General features: G+C 62.7%; 18 protein-coding genes. 16 read left to right on the top strand and 2 right to left on the bottom strand.

Annotated features, from left to right (window positions below):
- Together ACXRVZ_RS19935 and ACXRVZ_RS19930 are read right to left on the bottom strand one after the other, a co-directional pair.
- Entirely contained in the window at positions 1-1,509 is a 1,509-nt protein-coding gene (locus ACXRVZ_RS19935) for a DEAD/DEAH box helicase (protein ID WP_457423632.1), read from the bottom strand.
- A gap of 38 nt (positions 1,510-1,547) precedes the next feature.
- Entirely contained in the window at positions 1,548-2,639 is a 1,092-nt protein-coding gene (locus ACXRVZ_RS19930) for an MraY family glycosyltransferase (RefSeq protein WP_457423630.1), read from the bottom strand.
- A 103-nt stretch (positions 2,640-2,742) separates the two neighbouring features.
- Here ACXRVZ_RS19930 and ACXRVZ_RS19925 point away from each other — a divergent pair, with 103 nt between their 5' ends.
- The 16 genes from ACXRVZ_RS19925 to ACXRVZ_RS19850 form a co-directional block, all read left to right on the top strand.
- Complete coding sequence (locus ACXRVZ_RS19925) at positions 2,743-4,608, top strand: SLBB domain-containing protein (RefSeq protein WP_458232754.1); 1,866 nt, start codon at positions 2,743-2,745, stop codon at positions 4,606-4,608.
- A 3-nt stretch (positions 4,609-4,611) separates the two neighbouring features.
- Positions 4,612-5,727, top strand: a complete 1,116-nt coding sequence (locus tag ACXRVZ_RS19920; protein ID WP_457423626.1) for a lipopolysaccharide biosynthesis protein — start codon at positions 4,612-4,614, stop codon at positions 5,725-5,727.
- A gap of 11 nt (positions 5,728-5,738) precedes the next feature.
- Entirely contained in the window at positions 5,739-6,749 is a 1,011-nt protein-coding gene (gene pseB, locus ACXRVZ_RS19915) for a UDP-N-acetylglucosamine 4,6-dehydratase (inverting) (RefSeq protein WP_457423624.1), read from the top strand.
- 18 nt (positions 6,750-6,767) lie between these two features.
- Positions 6,768-7,940 (top strand): UDP-4-amino-4,6-dideoxy-N-acetyl-beta-L-altrosamine transaminase, encoded by a 1,173-nt coding sequence (pseC, locus tag ACXRVZ_RS19910; RefSeq protein ID WP_458232753.1) that lies wholly within the window; start codon positions 6,768-6,770, stop codon positions 7,938-7,940.
- Positions 7,937-8,848 carry an aldo/keto reductase gene (locus ACXRVZ_RS19905; RefSeq protein ID WP_457423620.1) on the top strand — a complete coding sequence of 304 codons (912 nt, stop codon included), beginning with the start codon at positions 7,937-7,939 and terminating at the stop codon, positions 8,846-8,848. Before pseC ends, ACXRVZ_RS19905 begins: the two co-directional genes overlap by 4 nt.
- Positions 8,845-9,609 carry a cytidylyltransferase domain-containing protein gene (locus ACXRVZ_RS19900; protein ID WP_458232752.1) on the top strand — a complete coding sequence of 255 codons (765 nt, stop codon included), beginning with the start codon at positions 8,845-8,847 and terminating at the stop codon, positions 9,607-9,609. The genes ACXRVZ_RS19905 and ACXRVZ_RS19900 overlap by 4 nt, the downstream gene beginning before the upstream one ends.
- Positions 9,610-9,640: 31 nt before the next feature.
- Positions 9,641-10,933: an aminotransferase class III-fold pyridoxal phosphate-dependent enzyme gene (locus ACXRVZ_RS19895; RefSeq protein WP_457423616.1), complete on the top strand. Its 1,293-nt coding sequence runs from the start codon at positions 9,641-9,643 to the stop codon at positions 10,931-10,933.
- A gap of 14 nt (positions 10,934-10,947) precedes the next feature.
- Positions 10,948-12,420 (top strand): UDP-2,4-diacetamido-2,4,6-trideoxy-beta-L-altropyranose hydrolase, encoded by a 1,473-nt coding sequence (gene pseG, locus ACXRVZ_RS19890; RefSeq protein ID WP_457423614.1) that lies wholly within the window; start codon positions 10,948-10,950, stop codon positions 12,418-12,420.
- Positions 12,421-12,478: 58 nt separating this feature from the next.
- Positions 12,479-13,525 (top strand): pseudaminic acid synthase, encoded by a 1,047-nt coding sequence (gene pseI, locus ACXRVZ_RS19885; RefSeq protein WP_458232751.1) that lies wholly within the window; start codon positions 12,479-12,481, stop codon positions 13,523-13,525.
- A gap of 44 nt (positions 13,526-13,569) precedes the next feature.
- Positions 13,570-14,781, top strand: coding sequence for a hypothetical protein (locus ACXRVZ_RS19880; RefSeq protein ID WP_458232750.1), 1,212 nt, complete (start codon positions 13,570-13,572; stop codon positions 14,779-14,781).
- A gap of 59 nt (positions 14,782-14,840) precedes the next feature.
- Positions 14,841-15,737, top strand: a complete 897-nt coding sequence (locus ACXRVZ_RS19875; RefSeq protein WP_458232749.1) for a phytanoyl-CoA dioxygenase family protein — start codon at positions 14,841-14,843, stop codon at positions 15,735-15,737.
- Between the two features lie 6 nt (positions 15,738-15,743).
- Entirely contained in the window at positions 15,744-16,259 is a 516-nt protein-coding gene (locus ACXRVZ_RS19870; RefSeq protein ID WP_458232748.1) for an acyltransferase, read from the top strand.
- The gene (locus ACXRVZ_RS19865; protein WP_458232747.1) at positions 16,259-17,002 is read left to right on the top strand and encodes an acyltransferase; all 744 of its coding nucleotides are present in this window, start codon (positions 16,259-16,261) and stop codon (positions 17,000-17,002) included. Before ACXRVZ_RS19870 ends, ACXRVZ_RS19865 begins: the two co-directional genes overlap by 1 nt.
- Positions 17,003-17,054: 52 nt before the next feature.
- Positions 17,055-18,425: a hypothetical protein gene (locus tag ACXRVZ_RS19860; protein ID WP_458232746.1), complete on the top strand. Its 1,371-nt coding sequence runs from the start codon at positions 17,055-17,057 to the stop codon at positions 18,423-18,425.
- 28 nt (positions 18,426-18,453) lie between these two features.
- Positions 18,454-19,431, top strand: a complete 978-nt coding sequence (locus ACXRVZ_RS19855; RefSeq protein ID WP_458232745.1) for an acyltransferase family protein — start codon at positions 18,454-18,456, stop codon at positions 19,429-19,431.
- On the top strand, positions 19,428-19,607 hold a 180-nt coding region (locus tag ACXRVZ_RS19850; RefSeq protein WP_458232744.1), incomplete at its 3' end, for a hypothetical protein. The genes ACXRVZ_RS19855 and ACXRVZ_RS19850, both read left to right, overlap by 4 nt.

Below are 19,607 nucleotides of genomic sequence, written 5' to 3'. Positions count from 1 at the left end.
TTAAGACTCCGCCGGCTCCGGCTTCTTGGCGCCGAACAGCGCCGCCACCTGCTTCTTGGGCTTGATGTAGCTGGACAAGCCCTTGACCGGTGAAGCGCCCTTGGCCTTCTCCCAGGCCGGCGGCTCGTCGCGCGAACTCGACTCGTAGGGCTTGTTGAAGAAGGGGTCGGCCGACGGCGCCGGCGTGCGCAGGGCCGGGCTGGTCGTGCGAGCGGGGCGATCCGGACGCTCAGCACGCTCGGCTCGTTCAGGGCGCTCCACACGCTCCGGCAAATCCTCGCGCGGGCGACGCTCGAAGCGCGGCTTTTCACCTTCGAGCTCGAAGGGGTCGAGCTCGATCTTGCGCTTGATCAGCTTCTCGATGTCCGCCACCAGGCGGGCATCCGACTTGGTCACCAGCGTCACGGCGAGACCCGATGCCCCGGCGCGGCCCGTGCGGCCGATGCGGTGCACGTAATCCTCGGCGTTGAAAGGCACGTCGAAGTTGAAGACGGCCGGCAGGTCGGCAATGTCCAGACCACGCGCGGCCACGTCGGTCGCCACCAGCAGATCGACATCACCGCGCTTGAAGGCGTCGAGCGACTTCAGCCGCTCGTCCTGCGACTTATCGCCGTGCAAAGCCGATGTGCGCAGGCCGTCGCGCTCAAACGTGCGGGCGAGGCGGGCCGCACCCAGCTTGGAGTTCACGAAAATGATGGCCTGCGAGAGCGAGCGATCCTTCAGGATCTGCTTCACCACCGCCCGCTTGTCGTCGTCCGTGACGGCGATAAAGCGCTGCTCGACGTTGGTCGCGGTCTGGTTGGGCCGGGCCGTCTCGACGAGGATGGGGTCCTGCAGATAGCTCTGCGCCAGGCGCTTGATCTCGGGCGAGAACGTCGCCGAGAACAGCAGCGTCTGGCGCGTCTTGGGCAGGTAGCTGAGGATGCGCTGCAGGTCCGGCAGGAAGCCAATGTCCAGCATGCGGTCGGCCTCGTCGAGCACGACGTACTCGACCTGGTTCAGCACGCAGTTCTTGGCTTCGATGTGATCGAGCAGGCGGCCGGGCGTGGCGATCAGCACCTCGACACCCGCTTTCAGTGCAGCCGTCTGCGGCTTCATGTCGATGCCACCGAAGACGACGACCGAGCGCAGATTGGTGTGCTTGGCGTACTTCTTGACGTTCTCGGCGACCTGGTCCGCCAGCTCTCGCGTGGGCGCAAGCACCAGGGCACGAACCGGGTGGCGGGCCGGCGACACGCTCGGGTTCTCGTGCTTGAGCATGCGCTGCAGCAGCGGGATGGAGAAGGCAGCGGTCTTGCCGGTGCCGGTCTGCGCGGCACCCATGACGTCCTTGCCGGCCAACACGATGGGAATCGCCTTGGCCTGGATGGGCGTCATCGTCAGATAGCCGGAATCGGCGACAGCGCGAAGAAGCTTGGGGTCGAGGGGGAGGGTGTCGAAACGGGCCGGTGGGGCGGTTTCGATGTCCGGAGAAGCATGCGACTCGGGCAGAGGGACGTTTTCGCTCATAGCCGCCGATTATCGCCGGCAAGCCTCTTTTGCGTGTTTCAGCGGTTCACAACCAGCCATTTGGGGGTCTTGAAGCGGACGATGCGGCGGTAGAGAGCGACATAAGTGACGCCGAAAAGCAGCATGCAGGCGGCGATCAGCGGGGTGGAATCCCAGAACATGAGCGCGGGCACCAGGGAACTCACGCAGAGCATCCATAGGTAGGGTGCGGTCATGGAGTTTCGACGCGTCATGGCACGGGCGTCGCGGGCGCCGATGGCCCAGCGCATCAGGCGGCGGTAGATCAGCGAATGCAGATGGATGCCGTCGGGCAGCCCCGTCGGCACGGCGCGGATGACCTTGCGGCGATACATCGAGAACAGCGTCTCGAACACGGGGTAGATGCAGACCATCAGAGGGAACAGCGGCGAGACCTCGACGTTGCGTGCGGTCAGCAGGATTCCGATCTCGGCGAGATAAAAGCCCAGGAAGTAGGCGCCGCCGTCGCCGAGGAAGATCAGCCCGGAAGGGAAGTTCCAGACAAAAAAGCCCAGGGCTGCGCCCACGCCGGCCAAGGCCCACAGCGCCAATGGGATGTCGCCGACTTGGTATGCCACGTAGGCGAAAACGAGCAGCATCAGGCTGACACACATGGACGACAAGCCGTTAAAGCCGTCAATGATGTTGACGGAGTTGGCCACCCCGGCGACCGTAAGAATGGTGGTGATCCATGCGCCCAGGGCGAAGGACACCATCCAGTCAAGACCAGGGATGTCGGTCCTCGTTATGGCGGCGCTCAAGAGCCATATGCCAAGGGCTGCGGATACGGTCGTTGCCAGCAGCCGCTTGGCCGGCGAGACGCGTTTGGTCAGATCCTCGATCAGGCCAGCCAAGAACGCCGGCAAGCCGCAGAGCAAGAGCAAGGCGCCGAGCTGCCAATCCGCGTGTTTGGCGAAAGCGGCGACACCCACACAGCACATCAGGCCGGTGAACATTCCCATGCCACCGATGCGCGGAACGGGCGCGGCGTGGAACTTCTGCGGGCCGGAGAGGTCGGTATCAGCCGACAGATGCGCATGGCTGCGGGACGAGTGGACGACCAGCAAGGTCACGGCTGCCGCCACGAAGAATGAGACCAGGAGATAAAGCATTGAGGCGAAGTGTAATGAGGGGTCTCTGGTGATCGCCCCGTTTTGAGGCCTCTAGAATCCGCGACCACTTCAGCAGGTATCGCGTCGATTCGGACGCCTTTCAATGATCAACTCGTCGAGGACTTTTTTGCGCCTGCCGTCTCTCCCAGGCTCGCTGACCGTGCTGGTTGTCTGTTTGTCAACAACGGTCGCCACCGCCCAGACGACTGAGGCCGACAACCAAAACGCCACCGTCCAGGGGCCGCTCAGGCTAGGCACGAGCCGCCCGAGGATCAGCACCGTCGCCGACGAACCGGTCGTGGACGAGCCTGCGACGCCAGCTGCCAGGCCCGCCCTACCCAGTGAGTTCGAGACCTACGCCAGCGCCCTTGCCGGGACGCCCGTGCAGCGCCTGGGCAGTGACCTGATGCTGCCCAATCGCGGTCTCACAGCGATTGATGCAAACCGGCAGGTGCCACCTGACTACGTGGTGGGCTTGGGTGATGAAGTGCAGCTCACGCTGTGGGGCTCGCTTGATGCCGACCTGCGGCTGACCGTCGACCGCTCTGGCCGCATCGTCATTCCTCGCGTCGGACCCGTCGTCGTGGCTGGCGTTCGCAGTGCGGACCTTAACGCCCTGCTGACGCAGCGCGTTGGGCAGGTGTTCAAGAACTTCCAGCTCAGCGCGACGCTGGGCCGGTTGCGGAGCATTCGCTACTACGTGACCGGCTTCGTCGCGCGGCCGGGCGCTTACAGCGTCAGCAGCCTGTCCACCGTCATGACCGGGCTGGTGCAGTCGGGCGGACCGTCGGCGGCAGGCAGCTTCCGCCAGATCGAGCTGCGCCGGAACGGCCAAGTCGTTGGACGCTTCGACCTCTACGACCTGCTCGTTCGCGGCGACAAGAAGGGCGACCTGCCGCTGCAAGCAGACGACGTGCTTTACGTTGCGCCGATCGGCCCGCAAGTTGCGCTGATCGGCAGCATGAATCGGCCGGCGGTCATCGAGCTCAAGGGCGGCGAGAGCGTCAATGACGCGATCGGCTACGCAGGTGGGTTGTCGACTGTGGCTGACACCAGCCGTATTGCGATTGAGCGCCTCAGCGAACGCAATGACCGACGCGTGGTGCAACTTGCATTGCCACAGGACAGCGGCCTGCTCGTCGGCAACGGCGACGTACTAAGGGCGTTCAACAGCGTCTCCTCCGTCCTGCCTCAGGCGAAGCAATACAAGCGCATCCGCGTGGAGGGCGAGGTCGCAAGGCCGGGCGATTACGTTCTTCCGCCCTCGAGCACGCTTAGCGAAGCAGTGCAGGCGGCCGGCGGTTTGACGCGCGACGCCTACTTGTTCGGCGCCGACCTATCTCGGGAGAGCGTTCGGAAAGTGCAGGACGTCCAATATGACCGCGCGCTGAGAGATCTGGAAACCGACTTCACCCGCGCCACAACGACACAAAAGGTCAGCAATGCCGACGATGCAGCGGCAGCCGTCCAAAAACAGGTTGGTACAACGCGGCTCATAGAGCGACTGCGCGCGGTTCGGCCAACCGGACGTGTCGTACTGGATCTGACCGATGCGTCCCGTGAAATGCCCACCCTACTCGTCGAAGACGGCGACCGGCTCTATATCCCGGCGCGCCCGAATACTGTGGGCGTATTCGGCAGCGTCTTCAACGGCGGTAGTTATCTGCTCAAGCCGGGCAGTTCAATCGAAGACATCGTGCGCCTGGCCGGTGGCCCAACGCGCGGCGCGGATGTGGGCAGCATATTTGTGCTGCGCGCCAACGGCAGCGTGGTCAGCGCTCGTCAGTCGAGCAGCGGCTGGCTAGGCAGTAGCACCGGCATATCCGCGATCACCGCACTATCAGGTGACACGGTTTTTGTGCCAGAGGAAATAAACAAGACAACTTTCATCCAAGAAGCAAAGGATTGGACTCAAATCCTTTATCAGTTTGGTATCGGTGCGGCGGCCTTGAAAACTATCAAGAACTGACAAATGAGTACCACGCCTCTTGACCGGTCGAACGGCGGCCCTGCGCCTCGCGCCGGCCTCTTCGATCGCCTCCCTCCGGAACTACGCGCGGTGGTGTCCCGTTCGCACATGGTGCTCGCTACTGGGATTGCAACTGGCCTGCTGGGCTTCGTAGTTGCCTCCCTGATTCCGCCGACTTTCACTGCCCGGGCCAGTTTCATCGTTCCGCAATCGCAACAAAGTAGCGCAGCATCGGCGCTGGCGTCTCTTGGCACGCTTGGTGCCCTGGCAGGCGCCGGCGTCAAGAGTAATGCCGACCAGTACGTCGCGCTCATGCAGAGCCTGAACTTGAACAATCGCCTTATCGCGCAGTTCAAGTTGAGCGACGTGTATGGGACGAAATATGCCATTGATGCATACACGCGCCTACAGCAGAAAACCAGGATCAACGCAGGCAAGAAGGATGGCCTGATTACCATCGAGGTCGATGACGGCGATGCGGCGCGTGCGGCGGCGCTAGCCAACGCCTACATAGCTGAGTTGAAATTCCTAACTGACAATCTCGCACTTACCGAAGCCAAGGGCCGCCGGATATTCTTCGAGCAGCAGTTGAAGTCAGTTGGCTCGCAACTAGTGCTAGCGCAGGCACGGGTTGAGGGCAGCGGTGTGTCCGTGAATCAGCTGAAGATGGAGCCCAAAGCCGCCGGTGAACTACTGTCCCGCCTCAGCGCAGAACTGACCAGCGCCGAAGTCAAGTTGGAGGCCATTCGGGGGACGATGACGAACGGCGCTACTGAAGTCATACGGCAGCAGGCACTCGTGACGGAACTGCGTAATCAGATCAGGAAGCGTGAGACCAATTCCCCTGCCGCGAGTTCTGTCAATACTGGCTATATAGCCACCTATCGTGACTTCAAGTACCTGGAAACCCTGTTCGAAATTCTTTCAAGGCAATTTGAAATCGCCAAGCTCGATGAGGCGAAAGAAGGTGCGCCAATTCAGATTATCGATAGCGCGACGCCGCCTGAGCGCAGGTCGAAACCTAAGCGCTCCATAATTTGCCTGATCTTCTTTGCCGCGGGCGCCGCCATCGCCGCGTTCGTCCTCTGGCGCAAGCAAGTCGCCGTTCACCAAAAGTAAGTTCCAGTACCATGCTCAATAACAAATCGATCCTAATTACGGGCGGCACCGGCTCGTTCGGAAAAGCTTTTGTCCGCACTGTTCTCGAGCGCTTCCCCGACGTGAAACGTCTGGTCATCTTTTCGCGGGATGAACTCAAGCAGTTCGAAATGTCTCAGATCTTCGGAGAGAAGGACTACCCGGCGATCCGCTACTTCATCGGCGATGTACGGGACGAGGCGCGCCTGCGTCGTGCGCTCGAAGGCATCGACATCGTCGTGCATGCGGCCGCGCTCAAGCAGGTGCCGGCTGCGGAATACAACCCCTTCGAGTGCATCAAGACCAACGTACTAGGCGCTCAGAACCTGATCGAAGCCTGCATGGACAGCGACGTCCAGCGATTGGTCGCACTGTCCACGGACAAGGCCGCAGCACCGGTCAACCTCTACGGCGCAACCAAGCTGTGTTCCGACAAGTTGTTCGTGGCTGCCAACAACATCAAGGGCCACAGGGACATTCGCTACAGCGTGGTCCGCTACGGCAACGTGATGGGCAGCCGTGGTTCGGTGATCCCCTTCTTCATGGAACGCAGCAAGTCGGGAGAACTTCCGATCACCGATCCCACGATGACGCGGTTCAACATCTCGCTGCAGGAAGGCGTCGAGATGGTGCTTTGGTCCATTGAGCACGCATGGGGCGGCGAAATCCTGGTGCCCAAGATTCCGTCCTACCGCATCACGGACGTTGCTACCGCCGTTGCGCCCGAATGCCAGCAGCGCATCGTCGGCATCCGCCCCGGTGAAAAGATCCACGAGGAAATGATCACCGCCAGTGACAGTTTCAACACGGTGGACCTCGGCAGGTATTACGCAATCCTGCCCGCAGCGCCAAACTACTCCGTAGATGAGTACTGTGCGAAGGCAGGCGGCCAGCGCGTCCCGGTCGGCTTCAGTTACGACAGCGGCTCGAATCCCGATTTCTTGACGATTGATCAGCTGCGCAGCCTGATTGCCGAGCACGTGACCGGCAAGGTCATCGATTGAACGTTTCGCGAGAGTCGCATGTCCACCGAATTCATTCCCTACAGCTGCCAGGACATCACCGATGAGGACGTCCGCGCCGTCACGGACACCCTGCGCTCAAGTTTCCTGACGCAGGGTCCGGCGATCACGGCCTTCGAGCAGGCCTTCGCACTGCGTCACCAGGTCAAGCACGCGGTAGCCGTATCGAACGCAACTGCCGGCCTGCACATCGCCTGCCTTGCACTGGGGGTCGGCCCGGGGGACACGGTCTGGACCAGCCCGAACAGCTTCCTTGCATCGGCCAATTGTGCGCTTTATTGCGGTGCGGCGATCGACTTCGTCGACATCGATCCCGTCACTCGCAACATGTCGGTGTCCGCCCTGTCGGAGAAGCTCGCACGCGCCCAGGCGGCCGGCCGCCTGCCCAAAGTCGTCATTCCGGTCGATTTTTCCGGCCTGCCATGCGATCTGAAGGAGATGCGGGCTCTCGCCGACCAATACGGTTTCAAGATCGTCGAGGACGCGTCTCATGCCACGGGCGCGGCATATCAGGACAAGCCGGTAGGTGGTCAATACGCTGACCTGACGGTCTTCAGCTTTCATGCCGTCAAGATCGTGACCACCGCCGAAGGCGGTCTGGTCACCGCCCAATCGGACGAGTTGGCCCACCGACTCAAGCTGCTGCGCTCACATGGCATGACGCGGGAACCGGCCGACATGGAACGGACTTCGGAAGGGCCGTGGTACTACGAGCAGGTCGACCTTGGATTCAACCATCGAATGACCGATGTGCAGGCTGCGTTGGGCTTGTCCCAGATGGCACGCCTTGAGCACATGGCAGCGGCCCGACAGGCGCGTGCCGACCGCTACGACGAACTGCTCGCCGACCTTCCTGTGAAGCGGCCGGCGCGCGTGCCGGACCGCTCCTCCGCATGGCACCTGTACGCCATCGAGGTGGATGCGTCACGGACCGATGCCACGAGGCTCGATGTATTTGCGGCGCTGCGCGAGGCGAACATTGGCGTCAATGTTCACTACATCCCGATCCACACACAGCCCTATTACCGGCGTTTTGGCTTCAAGCTGGGTGACTTCCCGGCCGCTGAAGCCTACTACGCGCAGGCCATTTCCCTGCCCTTGTTTCCGGCCATGACCGACGAGCAACAGGATCGCGTGGTGCAAGTGTTGCGTCGCGCCCTGCTAGGTCAATGAACAGTGTCGCCGCTCAGCCAGGCGAGCGTTCGCAACGACTTGTCCTGGGAACCGTTCAGTTCGGCCTGGCTTACGGCATTGCCGGACGCAGCACTCCCGTGCCCGAAACGGAGGTGCTGGACATCCTGGACCATGCCGTTAACGCTGGCGTACGCACGCTGGATACAGCCGCCGCGTACGGCGACATCGAGGAGCGGCTGGGACGGCTGATCGGCACGCGGCCCTTGGATGTCGTCAGCAAGATACCGGCGCTGGCAACGGACCTGGCCCCCCAGGACGCCGCCACGCACGCCTTGCGACACGCGCAACAGTCCCTCCGGCGGCTTGGGGATAGGCTGTCCGGCCTGCTGTTTCATGCCGCTTCCGATCTGGACGGAACGCGCGGCCAAGCGATTCTCGAAGTGCTTGCTCCATGGGCGACTCAACACGGGATCCGGCTCGGCGTCTCCGGCTATGACCCCGCCGATGCGACGCGCGCGCGGGCCTCGCACGGCAGTCTCATTGCCATCACGCAGCTGCCTGGCAACGCGCTCGATCAACGTGTCGATACGACTGAAGCGCGCGCCGGGCTGGCCGCCGTGGAAGTCCATCTACGTTCGGCCTTCCTGCAGGGTCTGCTGCTGATGCCCGCCGATGCCGCGATTCGAAGGCTCCCCGGTGCTGCCGCCCCCATGAGCAGATGGCATCGCTTCTGCGAAGAGCGGACTTTGTCGCCCGTGGAGGCTGCCCTGGGCGTGGTCAAGTCCTTTGCGGCGGTCGATGCGCTGGTACTTGGCGTCGACTCACTCAGCCAATGGCGCGACATCACCACGGCCTGGCACGCGTGCCGGGCGACTCGCGCGCCTGAATTGGCCAGCGCGCCGGATGCGGCCCTGATCGACCCCCGCCAATGGAAGAGCCTCGGATGACCCCCCCACGACGCGTTGCCATCATTCAGGCGCGCATGTCCAGCAGCCGTTTTCCAGGCAAGGTGCTTGCCGAGCTGGCGGGATTGCCGATGATCGTATTCATGGCTCTCCGCGTCGGCCGCGCCCGCCTGGTCGACGACCTGATCGTCGCAACCAGCACCGAGTCTTCCGATGATGCGTTGGCTGATGCACTGGCGGCGCATGGCATCGCCTGCTTCCGCGGCAACCTGAACGACGTTTTAGACCGCTTCGTCCAAGCCGCACGCCAGGCACGCGCCGACCACGTGGTGCGGCTGACCGGTGATTGCCCGCTGATGGACCCGGATCTGATCGACCGTGGCCTGTCGGAGCTGGCCATGCGGGGTGACGACTACGTGGCCAACGTGTTGCCCCCGTCTTACCCGGACGGCCTGGACGTCGAATGCATGACGATGCAGGCTCTGGAGACGGCTTGGCGTCAGGCCAGCAAGCCGTCCGAGCGCGAGCACGTGACGCCATTCATTCGCGCGAGCCAGGCCGGCCTCAAGGCGTCAGGCTGGCAGGCACCCGTGGACTTGTCCTCTCTGCGATGGACGGTCGACCATCCAGACGACCTCAACCATGTGGCCGCGCTGATCAGGGGTGCCGAGTCGCTGGGCCAATCGCCTCAAGTCATCGACCGTTTCGACCTATTGCGCGTTATCGAGCGCGGCCTTGCGATCCGCCAGGCTGCCCATGAGCGCAATGAAGGCTATGCCAAATCGCTCGCCGCCGATGCATGAGCACTTGTCAACCCGTTCACTACCTGATTCCATGACGCGTTCATTCAAGAAGTCCCAAGAGTTCCTGGCTCGCGCTGAGCGCGTGATTCCCCTGGGCAGCCAGACGTTCAGCAAGAGCCGCACTCAGTACCCCTACGGGGCGTCGCCATACTTCATCACGCGAGGCGAAGGTTCGCGCGTTTGGGACCTGGACGGCAACGAGTACATCGACTTCGTCAACAGCCTGGCATCCATCACACTGGGATACCAGGACCCCGACGTCACACAGGCCGTGCGCCGTCAGCTCGACGAGTCCGGTGTGATCTTTTCGCTTCCGCACACGCTGGAGACCGAGGTCGCCGAGCTGATCTGCGAGCTCGTGCCCTGCGCCGAGAAGGTGCGCTTTGGCAAGAACGGCTCGGACGCGACCTCCGGCGCCATTCGCATCTCGCGCGCCCACACCGGGCGCGACCGCGTTGCCGTGTGCGGCTACCACGGCTGGCAGGACTGGTACATCGGTTCCACAGCACGCAGTCGCGGCGTCCCGCAAGCCACGCGCGACCTGACGCATAGCTTCGTCTACAACGACCTGTCCTCCTTGAAGGCGCTGTTCGACGCTCATCCCGGCGAGTTTGCAGCCGTCATTCTCGAGCCAATGAATGTCGTCCGCCCCCAGCCGGGCTTCCTCGAGGGCTTGAAGGAGATGGCCCACGCGCACGGCGCTCTGCTGGTGTTCGATGAGACTATTACGGGCTTCCGCTACAGCAACGGTGGCGCCCAGCAGCTGTTTGGCGTGACGCCAGACTTGGCCACCTTCGGCAAGGGGCTCGCAAACGGCTACCCGGTTTCCGCCATCGCGGGACGCTCCGACGTCATGAAGGAGATGGAGGAGGTCTTCTTCTCGTTCACGTTCGGCGGCGAAGCCTTGTCGCTCGCGGCAGCAAAGGCCACGCTCGAGAAGCTCAAGCGCGAGCCCGTATCCGCTCAGCTGACCGAGCGCGGCCAGCGGCTGATCGACGGCACAACTGACATCGTCTCGCGCCATGGTCTGGACGATGTTTTCAGTCTGGCGGGGCATCCGAGCTGGTCCTTCCTGACCATCAAGGACGCACGTAAGCACACCGCGTTTCAGATCAAGACGCTGTGGATGCAGGAAATCATGGAGCGCGGCATCCTCTCGGTCGGAACGCACAACATGAGCTATGCCCACAGCGAGGCGGACATCGACAGGCTGCTCGCCGTCTACGAAGAGGTCTTGCCCTTCATCGGGCGCACGCTCGACGCCGGCGGACTGGAAGCAGCGCTGCGGTGCAAGCCGCTCGTGCCGCTGTTCAAATTGCGTTGACTCGTCGATCGGCCGTGCTTGTCGCCTTCCGCACTGATGCGTCCGCCCGTTCCGGGCTGGGCCATCTGCGCCGGTGCGTGTCGGTCGCCCAGGGACTCGCCCGCGTCGGTGCCTCCGCGGTGTTCCTGTGCCGCAAGGGCGATGTCGATGTCGCCGCTGTCATCAATGCCGCAGGTTTCGCGCTGCGTTGGGTGGAAGGCGACGCCGACCAGGAGGCGGATGCGCACGCCAGCGTTGCGGCGCTCCATGGCTTGGCGCCCGACTGGATCGTCGCGGACGACTACGGCAAGGATGCCCGTTGGCATCGGCGCGTCTGCGACTTACTGGACTGCAGGCTCGCGGCCATCGACGATCTGGCGGACCGGCCGCTGGACGTCGAGCTGCTGATCGACCACAACCTGGCCTTGGCCGCCGAGCAGTCAAAGCGCTATGCGCGCCAGCTAGTGCGGAGCAGGACTCGCCAGTTGTTCGGGCCGCGCTTTGCCATGCTCGGCCCTGCGTTCCACGACCTGCCGCCCTTCGAGATCCACGCCGTGGTGAACCGCATCGGCATCTTCCTGGGCGGAACGGATCCAACGCTGCACAGTGCGATCGCAGTGCGCGGCTGCCGTGAGTCTGGGTTTGAGGGCGCCATCGAAGTCGTCACCACCAGCGGCAATCCCGCCCTCGAGTCGTTGCGGCGGGCAGTTGCCGCCGACTCCAATGCGAAGCTGCTCGTCGATCTGCCAGACCTGCGTGACTTCAATGCCCGATGCGACATCGTCATCGGCGCGGGCGGAGGAGCGGCTTGGGAACGTTGTGCGATCGGTGTGCCGACGCTGACGCTGTGCCTGGTGGACAACCAGCGCGCCGTCGTGCCCGCGTTGGTCGAGCAGGGCGCGACGCGCTCCACCGAAGACAACAGCGCTAGCGGGATTGGTGCGGCATTACTGCCACTGCTCGGCGACGTGCAAACACGGGCGTCCCTCTCACGTCGCAGCCGGGAACTGGTGGATGGCCATGGCACCGAGCGCATCGCCATCGTCATGACGGCCGCTTGCGGGCTGCGGCTGATTCCGGCCACGCTCGATCATGCGCGCCTGACGTGGCCCTGGCGAAATCATCCAGCCACGCGCGCAGTGTCGCGCCAGTCTGAAGAGATCACGCTCGACGACCACCTGGCCTGGATGACGCGTGCGCTGTCAATGCCGGAACGCCACTTGTGGATCGCCACGGCAGAATCGCGACCCGTGGGCGTGATCCGGTTCGATGAGCTACCGGCAACGGGTCATGTCGAGGTCTCGCTCTACCTGGACCCACAACTTCAGGGTCTCGGGCTCGGTGGACGGCTGCTGGCGGCTGGCGAGTCGCAATTGCGTCGATTGAGACCAGTTCTTGCCATCGATGCCGAAGTGCTGCCAGGCAACGACGCTTCGCACGCTCTGTTCGTCTCCGCCGGCTACCAGCGAATCGACCTCACGCGCTACGTCAAATCGTTCCCTGGCTAGGCTAGCGCGACGCTCGCCCCGCGCCTGCCAGCACATTCCCACCTTCTGGATCCAAATCATGTTCAAGATTGCTGACCGCTCCATTGGCCCTGGCCATCGGCCTTACCTGATCGCCGAGATGTCCGGCAACCACAACCAGTCGCTTGATCGCGCACTGGCCATCGTGGACGCCGCTGCCGATTCCGGCGCCGACGCGGTGAAGCTGCAGACCTACACCGCGGACACGATGACATTGAATGTGCGCAGCGCCGGGTTCGTCATCGAGGACAAGAACAGCCTGTGGGCAGGGCGTCAGCTCTATGACCTCTACAAGGAGGCATACACGCCGTGGGAATGGCACGGCCCCATCATGGAGCGCGCTGCCAGCCACGGCATGCACTGCTTCAGCTCGCCGTTCGACGAAAGCGCAGTCGATTTTCTGGAGTCGTTGAACGTGCCGGCCTACAAGATCGCTTCCTTCGAGTGCACCGACCTGCCGCTGATCCGCAAGGTCGCTTCGACCGGAAAGCCCATGATCATCTCCACCGGCATGGCCAGCCTTGGTGAGGTCGACGAAGCGGTTCGCACCGCCCGCGCATCGGGTGCCAAGGACATCATCCTGCTCAAGTGCACGAGCACTTATCCAGCGACGCCGGAAAACACGAACATCTCCACGATCCCGCACATGCGAGACGCGTTCGGCACCCTGGTCGGTCTGTCGGACCACACGATGGGCGTGGGCGTATCCGTCGCCTCAGTGGCGCTGGGCGCCTGCCTGATCGAAAAGCACTTCACGCTTGCACGCGCGGACGGTGGTGTGGATTCCTCGTTCTCGCTGGAACCCGCCGAATTTCGCCAATTGCGGACCGAGACCGAGCGCGCCTGGCAGGGCGTCGGTACCGTCACCTATGGCGGCACTGTTGCGGAAGAGAAGTCCCGCATGTTCCGTCGCTCGCTGTACATCGCCCAGGATCTCAAGGCGGGAGACGTGCTGACGAAAGACAACCTGCGCGTGGTAAGGCCCGGCTTTGGGCTGCCGCCGAAGTTCTATGAGGTCGCCCTGGGCCACCGCGTGGGCCGCGACATGCCGGCCGGCACGCCACTTCAATGGGCTGACCTCGGCTGAGAACACGGCTGGCGCGCGCTCAAATGGCAACTCGGACTCCGGCTATGTGGACGACGGCGGCGATCACGTACGCCGATCGTCTTCTGGCGTTCGTGGTGCCCATCTTCGTGCTCAAGGGTCTGCACGACGCGACCGCTTACACCGCCATCGAATACATCATCGGCCTGAGCGTGATGGTTGCGACCTTTGGCGACATGGGCGTGCGCAACTACATCCTGTACCAGTACCGACAATCGGGCGACAGGGCGACCACAGCGCGCCTGACCCTCGCTGGCTACAGCTGCGTATTGATGTTGCAGTTGCTTGCGATCGCAGCACTTGCACTGGTGCTCAGTCTTGCCGGCGACATGTCCTCGCCCGCAGGCAGCGGCCCTCTGGTTGTCGCGGCACTGCTGCGGGCCGGTGCGCTGGGCACCACTGCCATGGCATATCAGCTGGCGGTGCTGCACGACCGACCCGCCCTCGCCTCGCTGCCCTCCCTCTGCCAATGGTTGGCCGTGCTCTTCGCACTGCTGGCCTGGCCCGCGGACGCATCCGCTTCACTGGGCCTGGCCGTGGTCGTGCCGTGTCTTCCTTTGATGCTGGCAGGCCTGTTGTTCGCAGTGCGCGCGCTGCGTGCCGTCGGTTTTGCCGCAGCTGTGCGCCAGGTCGTCACGGCGGCTCATTGGGGTTGGCCGCTGCTGGCGTCCGCCGGGTTGTCCATCGGCATAGCCAACGTTTCACGCGTGTACGGTTTCAGCCACCTGCCCCAACAGGACCTGATCGCCCTGAACTTCTGGCTGCGCGTGCTGTCAGTGGTGCAGCTCACACACGCGACGGCCATGACCGCGCTCGCGCTGGAAATCTATGATCATCACGAGCCCGGCATCCTGCGCGGCAATCTCCAGCGCTACCTGAAGACGTTGGCCTGGTCGCTTGGCGTTGTTGCCGCTCTGTTCGCAGCTTCATCCAAGTGGCCGCAAGCGGCCCCGCCGATCGGCACGCCAGCGTTCATGGCCATCAGTGCCTACACGCTCGCCTGGTGCCTGGGGGCATACGTCGAAACCTATATCACCCGAGATGGCAGGCCGGGATTGGTGCTCAGGATGGCGGCCATATCGGCGAGCCTCTATGTGCTGCTGCTTGTCGGAGTGCGACCCGCGAGCGTGGGTTCGCTGTCACTGATCATGGCGGCGGCGGCGGGCTTGAACCTGCTGCTGCTGACGCGCGCTGCCAGGGGTGAGGGACTGAGTGCCGCCGCGGGCCGCACCACCTGACTGAAGATATCCCAGCACGGGACAAACACAGACCTACACGACGAAAAACGGGGAAGAAGATGGCTGGACGAATCGATGATCTGATTGGCATGGTGCGCAGCCCGGGAGACTTCGGGTATCACTTCCAGCGACTCATCCAAAACGTCGCAATGCGGCAACGGATCGCACGCCTGGTCGCACGCCGGTTGCCCGCCACCGAGCGTAACGGCGAAGACACCCTTGCCCGCACCGCCGCCGCACGCCTTGCGAGCGACGGCATTGCATTCATGCCCGAACTGCTTGATGCAGGTCAGGTCGCCGACATTCGCAACTATGCGGTGTCCCACCCTTGTCATGACCGCACAAGACCGGAAAACGGCGAATTCCTGATCGACCAACCCCATCCGCTGTGCCACACGGCGGTCTATTCGGACGAGGTGACGCTCAACTGCCCACACGTCATGGACACCGTCAACCATCCGACCGTGCTGGCTGCGGTGGGCGAGCATTTTGGATGCAAGCCGACCATGTCGAACGTCTCGATGTGGTGGTCCTTGCCAGGACATGCCAAGGCCGAGCATGCGGAACTCTTTCACAGGGACGTCGATGATTGGCTATTCATCAAGCTCTTCATCTATGTGACGGATGTCGAGGAGGAATCCGGCCCCCATGTGTTTGTGCGAGGGTCTCATCGCAGCGCCAAGCTCGCCAAGATCGCCAGATACACCGACGAGGAGGTCGCGCAGACCTTCGGAAGTGACAACGTGCTGTGCCTGACCGCAAAGGCAGGTACCTCGTTCCTTGAGAACACGTACGGCATGCACAAGGGCCAGCTCCCCAAGTCACGCCGCCGGCTGCTGCTCCAGGCCCAGTATTCGCTAGGCCCGATCAGCATCCTGGAGTACAGCCCACGCAAGCTGACGCTGCAACCCGGCATCCGCATCGATCCGTACATCAATCGCCTGTACGTCAGCTGAGCCGCCATGTCCAAGGGAATCATCGACAAGGCATTGCGCCTGGGTCCGCTGCGTTGGGCAATCATCGCCATCGACCGCATCGGGGTCGCCCTCATGGGGATCTGGAGCAGCTTGAGACTGAAGGCACTGGTTCGCGGCGCGAGCGGCCCGAACTTCTGCCACTGGACGACCGAGATCAAGTACCCTGAAAACATCCAGCTCGGACACCATGTGGCCATCGGTCCCAACTGCACGCTGGGCGCCATGAGCTCGATTCGCATTGGCGATCACGTGCGCATATCCAAGGGCGCAGTGATCGAAACGGCCGGACTTGACCTCTCGACCGGGCGTCCTTACAAGCATCATGCCAAGCCCATCATCATTGAAGATGGCGCCTGGATCGGCTCCAACGCGATCGTGCTGGGTGGCGTCACCATTGGTGAAAATGCCATCATCGGCGCCGGCGCCGTGGTGACAAAGGACGTGCCTCGCGACACGGTTCTTGTCGGCGCCCCGACGCGGCTTCTGCCCCGAAGCTCGTGATGTTCAGAAAGCTCGCCACGGTTGGCGTCACGCTGCTGATGCCGCTGCGCTTCAAACCGTTCCTTCTCAACTTGCTGGGACATCACGTGTCCCGGACGGCCCGGATTGGCCCGTCCGTGGTGGCAGTGGAGCGGCTGTGGATGCAAGACCACGCGGCCATCCACCTGGGAAACGTCGTCAGATGCAGGCGTCTCATCATGAGACGGCAGTCCTATCTGGACCGGTTCAATCGGATCTCTGGCCCGCTGACGGTGGCGCTGGCGCAGACAGCCGCTATAGGCCGCGCCAACGTCATCTACCGGGCGCCGCATCCGACGACGATCGGGCCCGCGATGCTGCGCCTGGGGCAACTTAGCAAGATCACCTCGAGCCATCTGGTCGATTGCACCTGCACGATCTCCATCGGTGACTACTCGACCATTGCAGGCGCGGGCAGTCAACTTTGGACCCACGGCTACAAACACGCGAGCCGCGGGCCGGGTCGCTATCGGATCGACGGGCGGATAGACATCGGCAACAACGTCTATATTGGATCGGCATCCGTGCTGAATGCTGGGCTGAGCATCGCCAGCGGTATCACCGTGGGCAGCCATTCGTCCGTCTCAAGGAACCTGTTACTTCCCGGGGTCTACGTCTCTCAGCAGCTGCGGCACCTGGAACCCCATGGGGATGAACCGCCAGCCCATCTGACCTATGTCGGAACTGATCCGAACGGCGAGATCGTCTACCGCAAACCATCCTGAGCCAGCTGCCAGGCCTCGCCTGAGGCGAGCCAACTTCGCCACCACGTCCAAGATGTCCCTGACCTACTGCTTCATCGCCAATTACTACCTTACCCCGCTGCAGTCGGTCGTGGCTCGCCGACTCGCAGACCGCGGCGCGCGGATCGGCTGGATAGTGGTCAACACCCAGCTGGCACAGCGGCTGAAGGAAGACGGCTGGCCAGAAGCCCACACCCTGCATCTGCGGCTGGACGCGCCCGATCCCGGCAGTGCCTTCACCGCCGTGCCGCTGAAATTCCATGATCTGCTTCACGCCGATCGTGCGCTTCGACATCGACCCAACGTCGGTTTGCAGTACCTCAATGCCGCTGCACACGCCATCCACGCGTTCCTGGAGTCAGAGCAACCCGACTTCGTGTTCGGCGAGAACACCTGGGCACACGAGCGTCTTGCCGCCGCCTTCTGCGCAGCAAGTGGCGGCGCCCGCCAATACCTGTCTCCGCACACCGTCCGCTTCCCCTCGGGCCGTTGGGGCTTCTTCGCGGGTGAGGACCAGGCGCAACTGGTTGGCGGCTCTTGCTGCCTGCAAGATGCGCACGCAACTGCCGCGCAGCCCTCAACTTCCGACATCACTCCTCCGTCCTACGTCGCCCGCAACAACGAGCTGATCGCCAACGCCAGGACGCTAAGGGCTCGACTGGCCCGAGTGAGGCGCTTCATCACCCGCGAGAACATCGATCCAACGGACCCTACCCATATCCAGGGCAGGCTCGATTCATTGCGGGTCATGGGTCGGGAAGAGTTGAATCGCGTCCTCTACCGGTTCGTCAAACGCACGCCCATCCATTCGGCGACGCTGCAGCGTCCATTCGTGCTGTACGCCATGCACAAGCAGCCCGAGTCTTCCATCGACGTGCTTGGCCGCTACTACGAAGATCAGTTCAAGCTCATCCATGCGATCTGGCGCAGCCTGCCCCCGAATTGGTCGATCTACGTCAAGGAGCACACCAACGCCATTGGTGACCGCGGTCCGTCTTTCTACGCGCAGATCAACCGCCTTCCAAACGCATACGTGATCGACGAGACAGCGTCGGCCCCGCAATTGATCAAGGCCGCGCAAGCAGTGTTCACAGTCACCGGAACCATTGCCTACGAGGCTGCGCTGATGGGCAAGGTCGCGTTCACGTTCGCGCCGCTCTTCTTTAACGACAACAAATGGTGTACCTATATCAAGCTAGACGACCTGCGTGACTGCTCCAATCTGCACGAACTGATTCAGCGCAGCCGCACGCGCGCGGAGGGCAAGGTGATGGACATCATGTCGCAATCCTTCGAGGGACGGTTCACCGACGTCTACACGGATCCGTCGGTTCTGCACGAATCGAACCTTCGGCATCTGGAGTCGGCGTTTCTTTCCCTGACCAATGGGGCATCCGTCGAATGAGCAACGCGCCAGCGACACGCGAGGGGCCATGCTGAATAACATTCAGATCCTTCGTGCCTTCGCCGCGCTGAATGTCGTCCTGTTCCACGTGATTACCGCTGGCGCGGCATATCAGGTTCCGCCCGCCGCCCTGGGTTTCCTGAGTCGCTGGGGAGAGAACGGCGTCGACGTCTTCTTCGTCATCTCCGGCTTCGTCATGGTGCACGCACATGCAACCAAGAAAGTGTCGCCTTGGGAGTTCATGAAGCTGAGAATCGAGCGGATCGCACCGATGTACTGGCTGCTGACGCTGGTACTGGCCGCGACGATTCTGATCATCCCTTCGCTGAGCAAGACACAGCGCATGTCTTGGAATCATGCGGGCGCCTCTCTGCTCTTCTCAAGCGAGTTTTTCCTTGACAGGGCGCCGGCAATCTACGTCGACTGGTCGCTAGAGTATGAAATGCTGTTCTATCTGCTTCTCGGCTCGGGGCTGCTGGCCAGACACGAATTCATGCGACTTGCAGTTCCTGCATTCGGCGTCATCGCACTGACCCAGATCGGAACCAATGCCATCATCCTCGAGTTTCTGTTCGGCGTGATCGTCGGCGGCCTCTACTCGCACGGGCATTTGCGGGCGCACGTCGGCTGGATATTGGCGCTTGGTATCGCGCTGCTGTGTAAAGGAATTCCATTTTCGCCCGCCAATAACCGCGTGATCGTCTGGGGGTTGCCGTCCGCCTTGATCGTGCTGGGTGCTGCATTGACGACACAGTCGAAATCCAGCTTCCTGGGACTTCTCGGCGCCGCGTCGTACAGCACCTACCTGGTGCAAGTCCTGACCATTCCGGCGTTCTACAAGCTGACGACACCCCTGTTGAAATCCTGGCCCAGCGACGCGCTCGCTCTGGCAGCCGTTGCATTCACCGGCGGCGTCGGCTGTGCTGTCTACAAGTTCGTTGAGAAGCCGATCGCCACTTGGCTGAAGGGCGCCCGCATGCCTCAAGACAAGAAGGTCTGCGCATGATGGGCGTCGCACTGCTGTTCACGTTGGCGGCGACTGACGTGCTGATCGGCATCGCATCATTAGGCATTTTCTGGCCCGTATTTGCTCTGGCGGTCCTTGGCGACGGCCTTGCCGGCAGGCTGAGGATGCGTTTGACGAGTGACAGCCGATTGCTGGTATTGGCCATGCTGCTGATG

The sequence above is a fragment of the Roseateles sp. P5_E8 genome (assembly GCF_054177665.1).
This window is presented reverse-complemented; position numbering and strand designations above follow the sequence as displayed.